Annotated in this window: 14 protein-coding genes; 13 read left to right on the forward strand and 1 reads right to left on the reverse strand. The window is 70.2% G+C overall.

From position 1 onward, the window contains the following. Window positions 1-88 precede the first annotated feature (88 nt). Genes glyA through UG56_RS16610 form a run of 10 tightly spaced genes read left to right on the forward strand, consistent with a single transcriptional unit; the run spans window position 89 to window position 11,766 of the window. Window positions 89-1,384, forward strand: coding sequence for a serine hydroxymethyltransferase (glyA, locus tag UG56_RS16565; protein WP_045550069.1), 1,296 nt, complete (start codon window positions 89-91; stop codon window positions 1,382-1,384). Further along, window positions 1,384-2,601, forward strand: a complete 1,218-nt coding sequence (locus UG56_RS16570) for a sarcosine oxidase subunit beta family protein (protein WP_045550068.1) — start codon at window positions 1,384-1,386, stop codon at window positions 2,599-2,601. Before glyA ends, UG56_RS16570 begins: the two co-directional genes overlap by 1 nt. Before the next feature lie 12 nt (window positions 2,602-2,613). After that, window positions 2,614-2,904 (forward strand): sarcosine oxidase subunit delta, encoded by a 291-nt coding sequence (locus UG56_RS16575; protein ID WP_045550067.1) that lies wholly within the window; start codon window positions 2,614-2,616, stop codon window positions 2,902-2,904. Next, window positions 2,901-5,804, forward strand: a complete 2,904-nt coding sequence (locus UG56_RS16580; RefSeq protein WP_071327142.1) for a sarcosine oxidase subunit alpha family protein — start codon at window positions 2,901-2,903, stop codon at window positions 5,802-5,804. Before UG56_RS16575 ends, UG56_RS16580 begins: the two co-directional genes overlap by 4 nt. Then, complete coding sequence (locus UG56_RS16585; protein WP_045550065.1) at window positions 5,797-6,429, forward strand: sarcosine oxidase subunit gamma; 633 nt, start codon at window positions 5,797-5,799, stop codon at window positions 6,427-6,429. The genes UG56_RS16580 and UG56_RS16585 overlap by 8 nt, the downstream gene beginning before the upstream one ends. Then, window positions 6,429-7,802, forward strand: a complete 1,374-nt coding sequence (locus tag UG56_RS16590; protein ID WP_045550064.1) for an L-serine ammonia-lyase — start codon at window positions 6,429-6,431, stop codon at window positions 7,800-7,802. Before UG56_RS16585 ends, UG56_RS16590 begins: the two co-directional genes overlap by 1 nt. A 25-nt stretch (window positions 7,803-7,827) precedes the next feature. Further along, window positions 7,828-8,715 (forward strand): bifunctional methylenetetrahydrofolate dehydrogenase/methenyltetrahydrofolate cyclohydrolase, encoded by an 888-nt coding sequence (locus UG56_RS16595; protein WP_045550063.1) that lies wholly within the window; start codon window positions 7,828-7,830, stop codon window positions 8,713-8,715. Continuing rightward, window positions 8,712-9,593: a dihydropteroate synthase gene (gene folP, locus UG56_RS16600; RefSeq protein WP_071327143.1), complete on the forward strand. Its 882-nt coding sequence runs from the start codon at window positions 8,712-8,714 to the stop codon at window positions 9,591-9,593. Before UG56_RS16595 ends, folP begins: the two co-directional genes overlap by 4 nt. Then, window positions 9,590-10,444: a methylenetetrahydrofolate reductase gene (locus tag UG56_RS16605; RefSeq protein ID WP_045548241.1), complete on the forward strand. Its 855-nt coding sequence runs from the start codon at window positions 9,590-9,592 to the stop codon at window positions 10,442-10,444. Before folP ends, UG56_RS16605 begins: the two co-directional genes overlap by 4 nt. Then, window positions 10,441-11,766: a bifunctional folylpolyglutamate synthase/dihydrofolate synthase gene (locus UG56_RS16610; RefSeq protein WP_045548240.1), complete on the forward strand. Its 1,326-nt coding sequence runs from the start codon at window positions 10,441-10,443 to the stop codon at window positions 11,764-11,766. Before UG56_RS16605 ends, UG56_RS16610 begins: the two co-directional genes overlap by 4 nt. Window positions 11,767-11,852: 86 nt before the next feature. Here the strand turns inward: UG56_RS16610 and fdhA are convergent, their stop codons facing one another. Further along, a complete protein-coding gene (gene fdhA / locus UG56_RS16615; protein ID WP_045548239.1) occupies window positions 11,853-13,064 on the reverse strand; it encodes a formaldehyde dehydrogenase, glutathione-independent in 1,212 nt (403 codons plus the stop codon). A gap of 270 nt (window positions 13,065-13,334) precedes the next feature. Here fdhA and UG56_RS16620 point away from each other — a divergent pair, with 270 nt between their 5' ends. From UG56_RS16620 to UG56_RS16630, 3 genes are all read left to right on the forward strand, one after another. Beyond that, window positions 13,335-14,075 (forward strand): IclR family transcriptional regulator, encoded by a 741-nt coding sequence (locus tag UG56_RS16620; RefSeq protein ID WP_218145230.1) that lies wholly within the window; start codon window positions 13,335-13,337, stop codon window positions 14,073-14,075. 264 nt (window positions 14,076-14,339) lie between these two features. Continuing rightward, window positions 14,340-15,590: an aromatic ring-hydroxylating oxygenase subunit alpha gene (locus tag UG56_RS16625; protein ID WP_045548237.1), complete on the forward strand. Its 1,251-nt coding sequence runs from the start codon at window positions 14,340-14,342 to the stop codon at window positions 15,588-15,590. A 19-nt stretch (window positions 15,591-15,609) separates the two neighbouring features. Continuing rightward, on the forward strand, window positions 15,610-16,776 hold the full coding sequence (locus UG56_RS16630; RefSeq protein ID WP_084101169.1) for a hybrid-cluster NAD(P)-dependent oxidoreductase: 1,167 nt from the start codon (window positions 15,610-15,612) through the stop codon (window positions 16,774-16,776). The last annotated feature ends 27 nt before the right edge of the window (window positions 16,777-16,803 follow it).

Genomic DNA, 16,803 nt, shown 5'->3' on the forward strand with positions numbered 1-16,803 from the left:
GGACCGTTGACAGGTGTCTTCGCCACCAAGCATACTGGTGATCCGGAACTGATATATCAATCGTACTTCAAGAGTTTGGGAGTTCATCGTGGTTGACGTCTTGACCGCCTCGCTCGCGGACCTCGACCCCGAGGTCCGTGCGCAGATCGACGCCGAGCTGAGCCGCCAGCAGAACACGCTGGAGATGATCGCCTCGGAGAACTTCGCTCCCGCTGCCGTCATGGAGGCTCAGGGATCGGTCCTCACCAACAAGTACGCGGAGGGCTACCCCGGCCGTCGCTACTACGGTGGCTGCGAGCACGTCGACGTCATCGAGCAGCTCGCCATCGACCGGCTCAAGGCGCTCTTCTCCGCGGAGTACGCCAACGTGCAGCCGCACTCGGGCGCCCAGGCCAACGCCGCCGCGATGTTCGCCCTCCTCGAGCCGGGTGACACCATCCTCGGCCTCTCGCTGGCCCACGGCGGCCACCTCACCCACGGGATGAAGATCAACTTCTCCGGCCGCCTCTACCAGGTCGTGCCGTACGAGGTCAGCCGCGAGGACTTCCTCATCGACATGGCCGAGGTCGAGCGCCTCACCCTCGAGCACCGGCCCAAGCTGATCGTCGCCGGCTGGTCCGCCTACCCCCGCCAGCTCGACTTCGCGGAGTTCCGCCGCATCGCCGACCTGGTCGGCGCCCGGCTCATGGTCGACATGGCCCACTTCGCCGGCCTGGTCGCGACCGGCCTCCACCCGAACCCGGTGCCCTTCGCCGACGTCGTCACCTCGACGACCCACAAGACCCTCGGCGGCCCGCGCGGCGGCGTGATCCTCACCAACGACCCCGCCATCGCCAAGAAGATCAACTCCTCGGTCTTCCCCGGCCAGCAGGGCGGGCCGCTCGAGCACGTCATCGCCGGCAAGGCCGTCGCCTTCAAGGTCGCCGCGGAGCCCGAGTTCCGCGAGCGCCAGGAGCGTACGCTGCGGGGTGCCCGCATCATCGCCGAGCGGCTGCTCGCCGACGACGTCGCGGCCGCCGGTGTCTCGGTGGTCAGCGGCGGCACCGACGTCCACCTCGTGCTGGTCGATCTGCGTGACTCCGAGCTCAACGGCCAGGACGGCGAGGACCGGCTGCACCGCATCGGCATCACCGTCAACCGCAACGCGGTCCCGTTCGACCCGCGCCCGCCGATGGTCTCCTCCGGCCTGCGGATCGGCACGCCCGCGCTGGCCACCCGCGGGTTCGGCGACACCGACTTCCATGAGGTCGCCGAGATCATCGCGGCCGCGCTGAAGGACGACTTCACCGAGGAGACGGCCGACGCGCTGCGTGCGCGGGTCACGAACCTCGCCGAGAAGCACCCGCTCTACCCCCACCTCCTCGAGTCGAACGGAGCCGAGTGATGGCAGACCTGCTGCCCGAGCACCCCGACTTCCTCTGGCGAAACCCGGAGCCGAAGTCGTCCTACGACGTCGTCATCATCGGCGGCGGCGGGCACGGCCTGGCGACGGCCTACTACCTGGCGAAGAACCACGGCATCGCGAACGTGGCTGTCCTGGAGCGCGGCTGGCTCGCCGGCGGCAACATGGCGCGCAACACGACGATCATCCGGTCCAACTACCTGTGGGACGAGTCGGCGGCGATCTACGAGCACTCCCTCAAGCAGTGGGAGGTGCTCCCCGACGAGCTCGACTACGACTTCCTCTTCAGCCAGCGTGGCGTGCTCAACCTCGCCCACACGCTGCAGGACGTACGCGACTCGGTGCGGCGCTGCGAGGCCAACCGCCTCAACGGGATCGACGCCGAGTGGCTCGACGCGGACCAGGTGAAGGAGGTCTGCCCGATCATCAACACCAGCGACAACATCCGCTACCCGGTCCTCGGCGCGACCTACCAGCCCCGCGCGGGCATCGCCAAGCACGACCACGTCGCCTGGGCGTTCGCCCGCAAGGCCGACGAGCTCGGTGTCGACCTGATCCAGGACTGCGAGGTGACCGGGATCCTCAAGGAGGGCAACCGAGTGGTCGGCGTGCAGACCAGCCGCGGCACGATCGCGGCCGGGAAGGTCGCGCTGTGCGCGGCCGGGCACTCCAGCGTCCTCGCCGAGATGGCCGGCTTCGACCTGCCGATCCAGTCGCACCCGCTCCAGGCGCTCGTCTCCGAGCTCCACCAGCCGGTCCACCCGACCGTGGTGATGTCGAACCACGTCCACGTCTACGTCTCCCAGGCCCACAAGGGCGAGCTCGTCATGGGTGCGGGTGTCGATGCGTACAACGGCTACGGGCAGCGCGGCGGGTTCCATGTCATCGAGGAGCAGATGGCGGCCGCCGTCGAGCTGTTCCCGATCTTCGCCCGCGCACACCTGCTCCGGACCTGGGGCGGCATCGTCGACGTCACCCCCGACGCCTCCCCGGTGGTGGGCAAGACGCCGATCGACCAGCTCTACGTGAACTGCGGCTGGGGCACCGGCGGCTTCAAGGGCACCCCCGGAGCCGGCTGGACGATGGCGCACACGATCGCCCATGACGAGCCGCACGAGTACAACGCACCGTTCGCACTGGAGCGATTCAGCACCGGTGCCCTCATCGACGAGCACGGCGCAGCGGCCGTGGCCCACTGAAAGGAGCCGACGATGATCCTCATCAGCTGCCCCGACTGCGGGCCCCGCGACGAGACCGAGTTCCACTACGGCGGTCAGGCGCACGTCCCCTACCCGGAGGACCCGAACGCCCTCAGCGACGAGGAGTGGGGTCGCTACCTCTTCTACCGCGAGAACACCAAGGGCATCTTCGCCGAGCGCTGGGTCCACAGCTCCGGCTGCCGCAAGTGGTTCAACGTCCTGCGCGACACCGTCACCTATCGCATCGCCGCCGTCTACCGCGCCGGCGAACCGCGTCCCACCCTGGAAGGAGGCCCGCAGTGAGCACGACGTCGCACCGCCTCACCGACGGTGGCCGCATCGACCGATCGACCCGTCTGACCTTCAGCGTCGACGGCCAGGAGTACGCCGGCCACGCCGGTGACACCCTCGCCTCCGCCCTGATCGCCAACGGCGTGCTCGAGTGCGGCCCCTCGCTCTACCGGCAGCGCCCGCGTGGCGTACTCGCCGCCGGGCTGGAGGAGTCCAACGCGCTGGTCAAGCTGAGGCGCCCCGGCGACTCGGTGACCGAGTCGATGCTCCCGGCCACGACGGTCGAGCTCGTCGACGGCCTCGAGGCCGACTACCTCAGCGGTCTCGGCGAGCTCGACCCCGCCGACGACACCGCGGTCTACGACAAGAAGTACGTCCACACCGACGTGCTGATCATCGGCGCCGGCCCCACGGGGCTCGCCGCGGCGCGCACCGCCGCCGCGTCCGGCGCCCGGGTGATCCTGATCGACGACCAGCCCGAGCTCGGTGGGTCGCTGCTCTCCGCCCGCGGCCTGAGCGTCGACGGCGTGGACAGCGACACCTGGTTGCGCGACGTCGCCGAGGAGCTCGCCGCCGCTCCGGAGGTCACGGTCCTGACCCGGACCAACGCCTTCGGCAGCTACGACGCCAACTACGTGATCGCGCTCGAGAGCCGGCTCGACCACCTCGACGCCTCCGCCAAGAAGGCCCTCGCGGGCGTGTCCCGGCAGCGGCTGTGGCACATCCGCGCCCAGCAGGTCGTGGTCGCGACCGGTGCCCACGAGCGTCCCCTCGTCTTCGGCAACAACGACCGCCCCGGCGTGATGCTCGCCTCCGCGGTCCGCACCTACCTGAACCGCTACGGCGTGGCTGCCGGCTCGAACGTGCTGCTCGCGACGACCAACGACAGCGCCTACGAGGTCGCCGCCGACCTGGCCGCCGCCGGAGTCTCCGTGGCGGCCGTCGTCGACGCCCGCGCCGAGCGGTCCGAGGCCGCACGCCGCGCCGAGGAGGCCGGCATCGAGGTCGTCCTCGGCTCCGCCGTCCTCGACACCGCCGGTGACCCGCGGGTCACCTCGGCGACCGTGTCGGCCATCGACGCCGACGGCGCCGCGGTCGGCGAGCGGCGAGAGATCGCCTGCGACGTCGTCGCGGTCGCCGGCGGCTGGAGCCCCGTGGTCCACCTGCACAGCCAGCGGCAGGGCAAGGTGCGCTGGGACGAGGACCTGGCCGGGTTCGTCCCCGACGGCGAGGTCGCCGGCCAGCAGATCGTCGGGTCGGCCCGCGGCAGCTACACCCTCGACGCGTGCCTCGCCGAGGGCCGGTACGCAGCGGCGACGGCCCTCTTCGCCACCGGCTTCGCCGGCGAGGCCCCGGAGGGCCCGCTCCCGGCGGCGACGGGCGACGGTACGACCCGTGCCCTGTGGCTGACCGCCGAGGAGGGCGTCGCGCTGGACGAGCTGGTCGACCACTTCGTCGACTTCCAGCGCGACCAGACGGTGCACGACGTACTGCGGGCGACCGGCGCCGGCATGCGCAGCGTCGAGCACATCAAGCGCTACACCTCCATCAGCACCGCCAACGACCAGGGCAAGACCTCCGGCGTCAACGCCATCGGGGTCATCGCGGCCGCGCTCAACGACGGTCGCAGCCCCGGCGAGATCGGCACGACGACGTACCGGGCGCCGTACGCTCCGATCCCGTTCGTCGCGCTCGCCGGTCGCGAGCGGGGCGACCTGTTCGACCCGGCCCGGCTGACCTCGATCCACCCCTGGCACGTCGCGCAGGGAGCCGAGATGGAGATCGTGGGGCAGTGGCTGCGGCCGTGGTACTACCCGCAGGACGGCGAGTCGCTCGACGAGGCCGTGCTCCGCGAGTGTGCCGCGGTCCGCGAGTCCGTCGGCATGATGGACGCGACCACCCTGGGCAAGATCGAGGTGTGGGGGAGCGACGCCGGCGAGTTCCTCAACCGGATCTACACCAACGCCTTCAAGAAGCTCGCTCCCGGCTCCGCCCGCTACGGCGTCATGTGCACGCCCGACGGGATGATCTTCGACGACGGCGTCACCCTGCGCATCGACGAGGGCCGCTACTTCATGACGACGACCACCGGCGGCGCCGCCAAGGTCCTCGACTGGCTCGAGGAGTGGCACCAGACCGAGTGGCCGACCCTGGACGTCAGCTTCACCTCGGTCACCGAGCAGTGGGCCACCGTCGCCGTCGTCGGCCCGAGGTCGCGCGAGGTGATCGCCAAGATCGCCCCGGACCTCGACGTCAGCAACGACGCGTTCCCGTTCATGACCTTCCGGGAGACGACGCTCGCATCGGGCATCCCGGCGCGGGTGTGCCGGATCTCCTTCTCCGGAGAGCTCGCCTTCGAGGTCAACGTCGAGACCTGGTTCGGCCAGCGGGTGTGGGAGGAGATCCACGCCGCCGGCCAGGAATGGGCGATCACCCCGTACGGCACCGAGACCATGCACGTGCTCCGTGCCGAGAAGGGCTACCCGATCGTCGGCCAGGACACCGACGGCACGGTCACGCCGCAGGACGCCGGGATGGAGTGGATCGTCTCCAAGGCGAAGGACTTCGTCGGCAAGCGCTCCTACAGCCGGGCCGACACCTCCCGCACCGACCGCAAGCACCTCGTCTCGGTGCTGCCCGTCGACAGGTCCTTCCGGCTGCCCGAGGGCACCCAGCTGGTCGAGGCCGGTACGCCGATCACCCCTGCCGAGGGACCGGTGCCGATGCTCGGCCACGTGACCTCGAGCTACCACAGTGCCGCGCTCGGACGTTCGTTCGCGCTGGCGCTCATCAAGGATGGCCGCAACCGCATCGGCCAGACCCTCGTCGCGCCGGTCGGGGACCGACTGGTCGACGTCGTCGTCGCTGACACCGTCCTCTACGACCCGGAAGGAAGCCGCCGCGATGGTTGAGACCACGATCGAGCCGCTCGACAAGTTGATCGGAGGGCTGCGCGTCAGCCCGGCCCAGCATCTCCACGGTGCCTTCGTCGACGCCGGCGTCACCGGTGCCTTCGGGGTGCGGGTGCGCGAGGAGCAGTTCCTGACCATGGTCGGTCTGCGGGTGACGGCCGGCTCGCCCGACCGGGCCCGGCTGGCCAAGATCCTCGGCGCCGAGCTCCCCGGCGGATGCGGCGAGGTCGCCACGGGCCACGACGTGGTCGTCCTGTGGCTCTCGCCCGACGAGTACCTGGTCATCTCGCAGAGCGTGGCCGGCTCCACCCTGGTGTCCTACCTGCGCGCGGGGGTCTCCGAGGGTGGTGCCGCGGTCGTCGACCTGTCGGCCAACCGCACCACCCTCCGGCTGGAGGGTCCCTCGGCGCAGGCGGTCCTGGAGAAGGGCTGCCCGCTCGACCTCCACCCTCGATCCTTCGCGACGGGCACCGCGGTCGTCACCAACATCGGCCGGGTCCCGGTGATCCTGTGGAAGGTCGAGGCCGACTCCTACCGGATCCTGCCGCGGGCCTCGTTCGCCGACTTCCTGGGCCGCTGGCTGGTCGACGCCATGGCCGAGTTCAAGGTATTGGGATCCGGCTGATGGCACTCAGCGTCTTCGACATGTTCTCGGTCGGCATCGGGCCGTCGTCGTCCCACACGGTCGGCCCGATGCGCGCGGCGGTGCAGTTCACCGACGCCCTGAAGGCGGGGTCGCTGCTCGACGCCGTCACCCGGGTGCAGGTCGAGCTGTTCGGCTCGCTCGGCGCCACCGGCCACGGCCACGGCTCCGACAAGGCGGTCGTCCTCGGTCTCGAGGGCAACCGTCCCGAGACGGTCGACACCGACAACGCCGACGCCCGGGTGGCCGAGGTCCGGGCCGCCCGGCGGCTGCGGCTCGCCGGTGCCCGGGACATCGAGTTCGACGCCGACGACGTCGTCATGCACCGCACCCGCACCCTGCCCGCGCACCCGAACGGGATGATCTTCCGGGCCCTCGGTGCGACAGCCGAGGTGCTCCAGGAGAGCACGTACTACTCGGTCGGCGGCGGCTTCGTCGTGGACGAGGACGCGGCCGGCGCCGACCGGATCGTCGAGGACGCGACCCCCATCCCGTATCCGTTCACCACCGGTGCGGAGCTGCTCGCGGTCTGTGCCGAGTCGGGCAAGCGGATCAGCGACGTCATGCTGGCCAACGAGCTGGCGTGGCGTACGGAGGAGGAGGTGCGCGCCGAGCTGCTGCACATCTGGTCGGTCATGCAGGAGTGCGTGCACAACGGCTGCACCCGCGTGGAGCCCACGCTCCCCGGCGGGCTGAAGGTGCCGCGGCGCGCCCCCGGCCTGTACGCCCACCTGCACGCCTCCACCGACGAGACCGACCCGCTCCGGGCGATGGACTGGGTCAACCTCTTCGCGCTGGCCGTCAACGAGGAGAACGCCTCGGGTGGCCGGATCGTCACCGCCCCGACCAACGGCGCCGCGGGCATCGTCCCGGCCGTGCTCCACTACTACGAGAAGTTCGTGCCGAGCGCCGACGAGGACGGGATCGTCAGGTTCCTCCTCGCCGCCGCCGCTATCGGGATCCTATTCAAGATCAACGCGTCGATCTCCGGTGCCGAGGTCGGCTGCCAGGGCGAGGTCGGCTCCGCCTGCGCGATGGCGGCCGGCGCCCTGTGCGAGGTGCTCGGTGGCACCCCGGAGCAGGTGGAGAACGCCGCCGAGATCGGCATCGAGCACAACCTCGGCCTCACCTGCGACCCCGTCGGGGGACTGGTGCAGATCCCGTGCATCGAGCGCAACGCCATCGCCAGCAACAAGGCCATCAACGCGGCCCGCATCGCCGCTCGCGGCGACGGCAGCCATCGGGTCTCCCTCGACGCCGCGATCAAGACCATGCGCGAGACGGGGGCCGACATGAAGATCAAGTACAAGGAGACCTCCCGCGGAGGCCTTGCCGTCAACGTCATCGAGTGCTGATGTCCCGGGCGAGAAGGAGAAGTGCATGACCACCACCGCTGCAAGGATCGACGGCAAGCGCGTCGCCGCCGATCTCAAGGCCGGGCTCGCCGTGCGGGTGAAGGCACTGAACGAGGCCGGGATCGAGCCGGGTCTCGGCACCATCCTCGTCGGCGACGACCCCGGCTCCCACTCCTACGTCGCGGGCAAGCACCGCGACTGCGCCGAGGTCGGCATCGCCTCGATCCGGATCGAGCTCCCCGCCAGCGCCTCGCAGGCCGAGATCGAGGCGGCCGTGCAGCGGCTCAACGACGACCCGGCCTGCACCGGCTTCATCGTCCAGCTGCCGCTGCCGCCGCACGTCGACACCCACCGCGTCCTGGAGCTCATCGACCCGGACAAGGACGCCGACGGTCTCCATCCCACCAACCTCGGCAAGCTGGTGCTCGGCACCCCGGCCCCGCTGCCGTGCACGCCCCGCGGGATCATCGAGCTGCTGCGGCAGCACGACGTGCCGATCACCGGCCAGCGGTTCTGCGTCATCGGCTGCGGTCTCACCGTCGGCAGGCCCCTCGGCCTCATGCTCACCCGCCCGACCGAGCACGCCACCGTCACCCTGTGCAACATCGAGACCCGTGACGTCGCCGCCCATGCCCGGGCCTCGGACGTCATCGTCGCGGCAGCCGGCGTCGCCCACCTGGTCAAGCCCGACTGGGTCAGCCCCGGCGCCACCGTCCTCTCCGTCGGGATCACCCGCACCATCGAGGGCATCCTGGGCGACGTCGACCCCAACGTGGACGTCGTCGCCGGCAAGATGACCGGCGCCACCGGCGGTGTCGGGCCGATGACCCGCGCGATGCTGCTGACCAACATCGTCGAGATCGCCGAGCAGCAGCTGGCTGCCAGGGAGGCGATCGTCGGGGCGCCGGCATGACCGCCGTGCTCTCCACCGACGTCGCTGAGCGCTGTCAGGTGATGGGCATCATCAACGTCACGCCCGACTCCTTCTCCGACGGCGGCAGGTTCCTCGAGGTCGACGCCGCCGTACGCCGCGGGCTCGAGCTCGTCCGCGACGGCGCCGACATCCTCGACGTCGGCGGCGAGTCCACCCGGCCGGGCGCGCAGCGGGTCAGCGAGCGCGAGGAGCTCGCCCGGGTGATCCCGGTCGTCGACGCCCTGGCCCGGAGCGGGGTGCCGGTCTCGGTCGACACGATGCGCGCCTCGGTCGCCCGGCAGGCGGTCGAGGCCGGCGCGGTCATCGTCAACGACGTCTCCGGCGGGCTCGCCGACCCCGAGATGCTGCCGTTCCTGGCCGAGGCGGACGTCACCTGCGTACTCATGCACTGGCGGGCGCACTCCACCCGGATGGACGACTTCTGCTTCTACGACTCGCTCGTCGACGACGTCCGTGCCGAGCTCCGTGGCCGGGTCGAGTCGGCACTCGATGCAGGCGTACGTCCCGAGCGCATCATCCTCGACCCCGGCCTGGGGTTCGCGAAGACCGCCGCCCAGTCCTGGGAGCTGCTCGCGGCCCTCCCGGCGCTGCGAGAGCTCGGCTTCCCCCTCCTCGTCGGAGCCTCCCGCAAGCGGTTCCTCGCCGAGGCGGCGGCGTACGGACGACGTCAGCCGGACGTCCCGGCCGACCGGGACGAGGCGTCGGACGCCGTCGCGGCGATCGCCGCGACGGAGGGCGCCTGGGGAGTGCGCGTGCACTCGGTCTCCGGCGCCGCGGCGGCCTCCCGGGTGGCCGCGCGCCTGCGCGGGACCGCGGTCGCGGCCGAGCTGGTCGGTGTCCCGGCAGGGCGGCGATGAGTCGCCGCTCGGCCGCCGCGACCGTACGTCGCCTGCTGCTCGAGACTCGCTACGAGGTCCTGCCCACCGCGTCGATCGAGGAGGTCGTCACCACCGCCCTCCCCGCCGGCCGAACCGTCACGGTGACGGCGTCGCCGGCCAAGGGCCTGGAGCGAACCGTGGACCTGGCCGTCCGGCTCGCCGGCCACGGCTACGACGTCGTGCCCCACCTCGCTGCGCGCATGGTCTCGAGCCGGGCCGAGCTCGCCGAGATCACCGGCCGGCTGACGGCGGCCGGGGTCACCAAGGTCTTCGTGCCCGCCGGTGACGCGGAGCAGCCGGGGGAGTTCCCCGGCGCGCTGGAGCTCCTCGAGGCCCTCGTCGACCTCGGCGACCCGTTCAGCCACGTGGGCGTGGCCGGTTATCCCGAGGACCATCCGACGATCATCCACGACCGTCTGGTCCAGGCGATGTGGGACAAGCGCCGCCACGCCACCGAGATCGTCAGCAACCTCACCTTCGACCCGGCCGCCCTCACCGACTGGGTACGCCGCGTGCGCGCCCGGGGCGTCACGACCCCGATCATCGTCGGGCTGCCCGGCCCGGTCGAGCGCGCGAAGCTCCTCGCGATGGCGACCAGGATCGGGGTGGGGGAGTCGACGCGGTTCCTCGCCAAGAACAAGGGGATGTTCGCCCGCATCGCCGCCCCGGGCGGCTACTCGCCGGAGCGATTCCTCATGCGTGCCGCCCCGGGCCTGGAAGGAGCAGAGGCCGTGGTCACCGGCCTGCATCTGTTCACGTTCAACCAGGTCGCCGAGACCGAGAGCTGGCGCCGCGACCTGCTGGCACGACTGGGTGGTGACCCCCTGTGACGGACACCGCCATCGACCTGGACGTCACCGAGGTGGAGCGCCGGCTCCTCGCCCGCTGGCCGGAGACCAGGATCGCCCCGTCCCTGGAGCGCATCCGGGCGGTGATGGAGGCGCTCGGCCAGCCGCAACGCGGCTACCGGTCGATCCACATCACCGGCACGAACGGCAAGACGAGCACCGCGCGGATGGTGGAGGCCATCCTGCTCGAGCTGGGCTCGAGCGTCGGCAGGTTCACCAGTCCCCATCTGGCCGACATCCGGGAGCGCATCAGCATCGGCGGCCGGCTGATCTCGCGCGACGCGTTCGTCCGGGCCTACCGTGACGTCCTGCCCGCGGCCGAGGCCGTGGACCGTGAGGGTCCCATTCCGCTGTCGTTCTTCGAGATGACCGTCGCGATGGCCTACCAGGCGTTCGCGGCCGCCGACATCGACGTGGCGACGGTCGAGGTCGGCATGGGCGGCATGTGGGACGCGACCAACGTCATCGATGCCCAGGTCGCCGCGATCCTTCCCGTCGGCCTCGACCACGTCGACCAGCTGGGTCCGACCAGGCTCGACATCGCCGCGGAGAAGGCCGGGATCATCAAGCCCGGCTCGGTGGCCGTGACGGCTCGCCAGACCCCGGAGGTCGAGCAGCTCCTCCGGGCCCACGCCGACGCGCATCTGGCGAGGATCGTGGTCGAGGGGCGCGACTTCGGTCTGCGCGGCCGCCGGGCCTCCGCCGACGGTCAGGTCATCTCGGTCGACGGCCTCGCGGGTCACTATCCCGAGGTCCCGCTCTCCCTGCACGGGCGCCACCAGGCGCACAACGCGGCGGTCGCGGTCGCGAGCGTCGAGGCGCTCCTGGAGGACACGATCCCGCTGGACGTACTGCGCCGGGCGCTGGGGTCGGTCAGGTCGCCCGGACGGCTGGAGGTGCTGCCCGGGTCTCCGGCCGTCGTCCTCGACGCCGCCCATAACCCCGACGGCGCTCGGGCCCTGGCGGCCGGCCTCGCCGACCTGGGCCGGCGACCGACCGTCGCCGTGGTCGCCGCGATGGGCGACAAGGACCTGGCCGGCATGCTCGCCGAGCTCGAACCCGTCGTGACCACGATGATCTGCACCCGCAACAGCAGCCCGCGGTCGCTGCCGGCCGGCGACACCGCTGCCGCGGCGCGAGACGTCCTGGGCGCGGACCGGGTCGTGGAGATCGGGCATCTCGGCCATGCCCTCCTCGAGGCGGTCCGGACGGCCTCGGCACTCTCCGGCGACGGTGGCGCTCAGGTGCTGGTCACCGGCTCCGTGGTCACCGTGGGAGAGGCGCGCAGCCTGCTGGGCCTGTGACGACGGCCGCGTGAAAACGGCCCCGTGAAGAGGTGCTGCCCCTGACCATCGTGGCCAGGGGCAGCACCGTCGTGCCGTCCGGTGCGTCAGCGCACCATGCCGTGCGGGTCGATGACGTACTTGGTGGCCGCACCCTGGTCGAACGCCGCGTAGCTCTCCGGAGCCTCGTCGAGGCTGATCGCCTTCGCGTTGACCGCGTCGGCGATGTGAGCCTTGTCCGCGAGGATCAGGTTCATCAGCTGGCGGTTGTACTGCTTCACCGGGCACTGGCCGGTCACGAACGTGTGCGACTTGGCCCAACCGAGGCCGAGACGTACGCCGATCTGCCCCTGCTTCGCGGCGTCGTCGACCGCGCCCGGGTCGCCGGTGACGTACAGGCCGGGGATGCCGAGGGAGGCACCGGCCCGGGCGACGTCCATGATGTCGTTGAGGACGGTCGCGGGCTGCTCGGCGGCGTCACGGCCGTGGCCGCGCGCCTCGAAACCGACGGCGTCGATCGCCGCATCCACCTCCGGCTCGCCGACGATGTCCGCGATGATGTCGGCCAGCGCGTCACCCGTGGACAGGTCGGCGGTCGCGCAGCCGAAGCTGGCGGCCTGCTCGAGCCGGTCCGCGTTCATGTCGCCGACGATGACGGTCGCGGCGCCGAGCAGCTGAGCCGAGTACGCCGCGGCGAGCCCGACCGGGCCCGCGCCCGCCACGTAGACGGTCGAGCCGGTGGTCACGCCCGCGGTGTAGGCACCGTGGTAGCCGGTGGGGAAGATGTCGGAGAGCATCGTCAGGTCGAGGATCTTCTCCAGCGCCTGGTCCCGGTCGGGGAACTTCAGCAGGTTGAAGTCGGCGAACGGCACCATGACGTACTCCGCCTGGCCGCCGATCCAGCCGCCCATGTCCACGTAGCCGTACGCCGCGCCCGCCCGGGCCGGGTTCACGTTGAGGCAGATGCCGGTCTTGCCCTCGTTGCACATGCGGCAACGGCCGCAGGCGATGTTGAACGGCACCGAGCAGATGTCGCCCACCTCGTGGAAGAGGACGTCGTCGCCGATCTCGACGATCTCGCCGGTGATCTCGTGACCGAGCGTCTGACCGATGGCGGCGGTCGTACGGCCGCGGACCATGTGCTGGTCGCTGCCGCAGATGTTGCTGGTCACGAGCTTGAGGATCACCGCGTGCGGCGCGGCGCGCTTGATGCCCAGACCGCTGGCGACCTCCGCGGGGAGCTCCAGCTTCGGGTATTCGATGGACTCGACGGCCACCTCGCCCGGCCCCTTGTAGACGACGACTCTGTTGTCTGCCATGGCGTCTCTTCTTCCTGCCCCGGAGGGCTTCCGACGGTTGCGGGGATGTTTCTCATAGCGAAACAGAAGCGCTATATGAAACAAACTAGACCGTCGACAGCGCCGGCATCAAGACCCTGATCCGATCGATTTCGGAGGCTCGAGCGGCGGTGCCTGCGCCGTGTGCGGCGCCCGCTCGGCGGTGGGCGGCCGAAAGCAAAATCTTCAAGGGAGGCATACTGTTTCGGCATGAGCAACACGAGCGAAACACGGAGCACGACCGTTCACTCAGTGGACCGAGCCATCTCCATCCTCCAGGTGCTCGCCCGTCGGGGGGCTGTCGGCGTCACACCGATCTCCGAGGAGCTGGGGGTGCACAAGTCCACGGTCTTCCGTTTGCTGGCGACGCTCGAGGCCCGCGGTCTCGTGGAGCAGAGCGCCAGTCGCGGTGACTATCAGCTCGGTTATGGGGTCATCCAGCTGGCTGCCGGCGCGACCCGCAAGCACGACATCTCGGTCACCAGCCGGCCGATCTGCATGGCGCTGGCGGATGCGGTCGGCGAGACCGTCAACATCGTCATCAACGACGGTGCGGAGGCGATCACGATCGACCAGGTGATCGGGAGCGCGGAGATCACGTCGGTGAACTGGGTCGGACAGCGGAGCCCCCTGCACACGACCGCGTCCGGCAAGGTCTTCCTGGCGAACATGCCGCCCGAGGAGCGTCGGAAGATCCTCGAGGACGGCCTCGAGCGCTACACCGAGAAGACCGTCGTCGACCCAGCGCTGCTCGAGGAGCAGCTCGCCGAGGTCAGGGAGCTGGGATACGCCTTCTCCGTCGACGAGCACGAGATCGGGCTGACCGGGGTGGCTGCGCCGATCCGTTCGCTGGGCGGCGGGGTGATCGCGGCCGTGGTGGCCTCCGGTCCGTCCTTCCGGATCACCGCCGAGAAGGCGCCCGAGCTGGCCGAGCACGTCCTGACGGCCGCCGCGGCGATCTCCGAGCGGAACGGCTTCCCGAAGGCCGAATGATCGCACCTGTCCATGCCGCGGAGTGGCACGTCGAAGGGCCCGCATGCCTCGTGCATGCGGGCCCTTCGCGTACGTCGTGAAGCGCATGTAAATCCTGCGAGCGAATCCAGATGGATTCGTTGACACCGTCTGGAATCTCCCGGCAGAATCGTTTCGCGCTACGCAGTAGTTGTGCAGAGTGAAACAACCGCCGTCTGGCGGACCGCCGTATCTGAACCCGGAAACCTGCCCGGTTTGAGCGTGGGAGACATCAACGTGACGCGAATGAGCACCGAATCGACGCCCGTGGAGCTGGCGTCCTTGGCGGACAAGCGTGCAGCCGGTTTCGGCCTGGAGGCGCCTTTCTACACGAGCCCGGAGATCTACGAGCAGGACCTCGATCTCATCTTCGGGCAGCACTGGATCTTCGCCGTCGCCGAGGCGGAGATCCCGGATCCCGGTGACTACGTCACCGTCGACCTGGGACCCCACTCCGTGATCGTCGTCCGCGACGACGACGAGAACGTCCGCGCCTTCCGCAACGTCTGCCGTCACCGCGGATCTCGACTGCTCGGGTCGGGCTGCGGCTCGATCGGCAACATCGTGTGCCCCTACCACCAGTGGACCTACCGGGTCGACGGCAGCCTGATCTTCGCGGAGTCGCAGGCCGACACCTTCGAGTACGACAAGTTCGGGCTCAAGCCGGTGAACGTGCGCGCGGTCGGCGGCCTGGTGTTCCTCTGCCTCGCCGACGAGCCGCCGGCCGACTTCGACGAGGTCAGCCAGCTCATCGAGCCCTACCTGAAGCCCTACGGCCTCGCGTCGGCCAAGATCGCCCACCAGACCGACATCGTCGAGGAGGGCAACTGGAAGCTGGTGATGGAGAACAACCGCGAGTGCCACCACTGCGACGCCTCCCACCCCGAGCTGCTCACGGCGTACTTCCCGATCAGCCGCTACGAGGCCGAGGACGTGCCGCCGCGCCTGCAGCAGGTCTACGAGCGCTACCTGGAGGCGCAGACCGACCTGGAGAAGGCCCGCGAGGTGATCGGTTTCCCGAACGGGGACATCTGTCAGCTGGAGGGCAAGGCGACGGGGTTCCAGATCTCCCACCTGCCGCTGGACGGCGCGGGCGCCTCCTTCGGCCCCGACGGTCAGCAGCTCTGCGCGAAGCTGATGGGCTCCATCGAGGACCCGCGGTTCGGCGACCTGTCGCTGCACATGCAGCCCAACTCGTGGTTCCACTTCCTCGCCGACCATGCCGTGGTCTTCTCGGTGATCCCGCTCGCGGTCGACCGGACGCTGGTCCGGACGACCTGGCTGGTCAACCCGGAGGCCGTCGAAGGCGTCGACTACTCGGTCGAGTCGCTCACCTCCGTCTGGCGTGCCACCAACGACCAGGACCGGGTCCTGGTCGAGGGCACCCAGCGAGGCGTGACGGACCCCGGCTACGTACCTGGTCCGTACTCAGAGGTCGAGGGTGAGGTCGATGCATTCGTCACCTGGTACGTCCAGCGCGTCCAAGCCAACGCCTAGCCGGAGCTCGGGAGGAGACATGACCATCATGGAGACCGACATCCCCGAGGTGTCGGAGCCCAACTCGTTCGGTCTGCAGAACGGCCGCCCGGCGGCCGTCCGCAGCCGGCGGAACCTGGAGCCCTGCTGGGCCGAGAGCGACGTGATGGACCTGGTGTGCAGCCAGGTGCTCGCGGTGACCCATGACGTGAAGACCTTCGTCTTCACGACCCCCGACCGGCGTCCCTTCGACTTCGAGGCGGGCCAGTTCATCACCATCCGCGTCGAGATCGACGGCGAGCTGATGACCCGCTGCTACACGATCGCCTCGCCGCCGACCCGGCCCGACCGGCTGGCCATCACGGTCAAGCGGGTCCCCGACGGCATCGTGTCGAACTGGCTCCACGACAACCTCGAGCCCGGGAACTGGATCTCCATGCACGCCCCGGCGGGTGCGTTCGTCCTGCCGGAGGAGGACGCGCCGAAGTACCTCTTCCTCTCGGCGGGGAGCGGGATCACCCCGGTGCTGTCGATGACGCGGACGCTCTACGACCTCGGGTCCGAGGCGGACATCCTCTTCGTCCACAGCGCGCGTACGCCGGCCGACATCATCTACCGCGGTGAGCTCGAGGCGATGGCGCGTCTGATGCCCAACCTGCGCGTGGCCGAGATCTGTGAGGGCGATGCCCCCACGGAGCGCTGGATGGGGCTGCAGGGACGCATCTCCAAGCCGGTCCTCGAGATCCTGGCACCCGACCTCGACGAGCGCGAGACCTACATCTGCGGTCCGGCGGGCTACATGGCGGCCGCGAAGTCGCTGCTCGAAGAGCTCGGCTACGACATGGAGAAGTACCACGAGGAGAGCTTCGACTTCGGTGCTCCCGCGGTGCCTGCCCCGACGGCCGCGCCGCCGGTCGAGCAGGACGCCGAGGTGGAGGCCGCTGCCGGGTTCTCGATCGAGTTCGCGCGCAGCGGGAAGATGATCACCTGCGGTCCGGACGAGACCATCCTGGAGGCGGCGATCGCCGCCGGCATGCGGCCGATGTCCGCCTGCGGCCAGGGCATGTGCGGCACCTGCAAGGTGTCGATGCTCTCCGGCGAGGTCGACATGAAGCACAACGGCGGCATCCGGCCCAAGGAGATCGCCAACCAGAAGGTGCTGATCTGCTGCTCCAAGCCGCTGGGTGACATCCAGCTGGACTGCTGAGCCGGAGCCGTACGCAGCGCCGGTGGC

Origin of the sequence: Nocardioides luteus, from assembly GCF_000960475.2 — a bacterium.
Classification (GTDB): Bacteria; Actinomycetota; Actinomycetes; order Propionibacteriales; family Nocardioidaceae; genus Nocardioides; species Nocardioides luteus_A.

What these genes read in the sequence shown, in the direction of transcription:
- UG56_RS16570 (WP_045550068.1), top strand. Translation starts at nt 1,384, where the DNA reads ATGGCAGACCTGCTGCCCGAGCACCCCGACTTCCTCTGGCGAAACCCG.
- UG56_RS16575 (WP_045550067.1), top strand. Translation starts at nt 2,614, where the DNA reads ATGATCCTCATCAGCTGCCCCGACTGCGGGCCCCGCGACGAGACCGAG.
- UG56_RS16585 (WP_045550065.1), top strand. Translation starts at nt 5,797, where the DNA reads ATGGTTGAGACCACGATCGAGCCGCTCGACAAGTTGATCGGAGGGCTG.
- UG56_RS16590 (WP_045550064.1), top strand. Translation starts at nt 6,429, where the DNA reads ATGGCACTCAGCGTCTTCGACATGTTCTCGGTCGGCATCGGGCCGTCG.
- UG56_RS16595 (WP_045550063.1), top strand. Translation starts at nt 7,828, where the DNA reads ATGACCACCACCGCTGCAAGGATCGACGGCAAGCGCGTCGCCGCCGAT.
- folP (WP_071327143.1), top strand. Translation starts at nt 8,712, where the DNA reads ATGACCGCCGTGCTCTCCACCGACGTCGCTGAGCGCTGTCAGGTGATG.
- UG56_RS16605 (WP_045548241.1), top strand. Translation starts at nt 9,590, where the DNA reads ATGAGTCGCCGCTCGGCCGCCGCGACCGTACGTCGCCTGCTGCTCGAG.
- fdhA (WP_045548239.1), bottom strand. Translation starts at nt 13,064, where the DNA reads ATGGCAGACAACAGAGTCGTCGTCTACAAGGGGCCGGGCGAGGTGGCC.
- UG56_RS16625 (WP_045548237.1), top strand. Translation starts at nt 14,340, where the DNA reads ATGAGCACCGAATCGACGCCCGTGGAGCTGGCGTCCTTGGCGGACAAG.
- UG56_RS16630 (WP_084101169.1), top strand. Translation starts at nt 15,610, where the DNA reads ATGACCATCATGGAGACCGACATCCCCGAGGTGTCGGAGCCCAACTCG.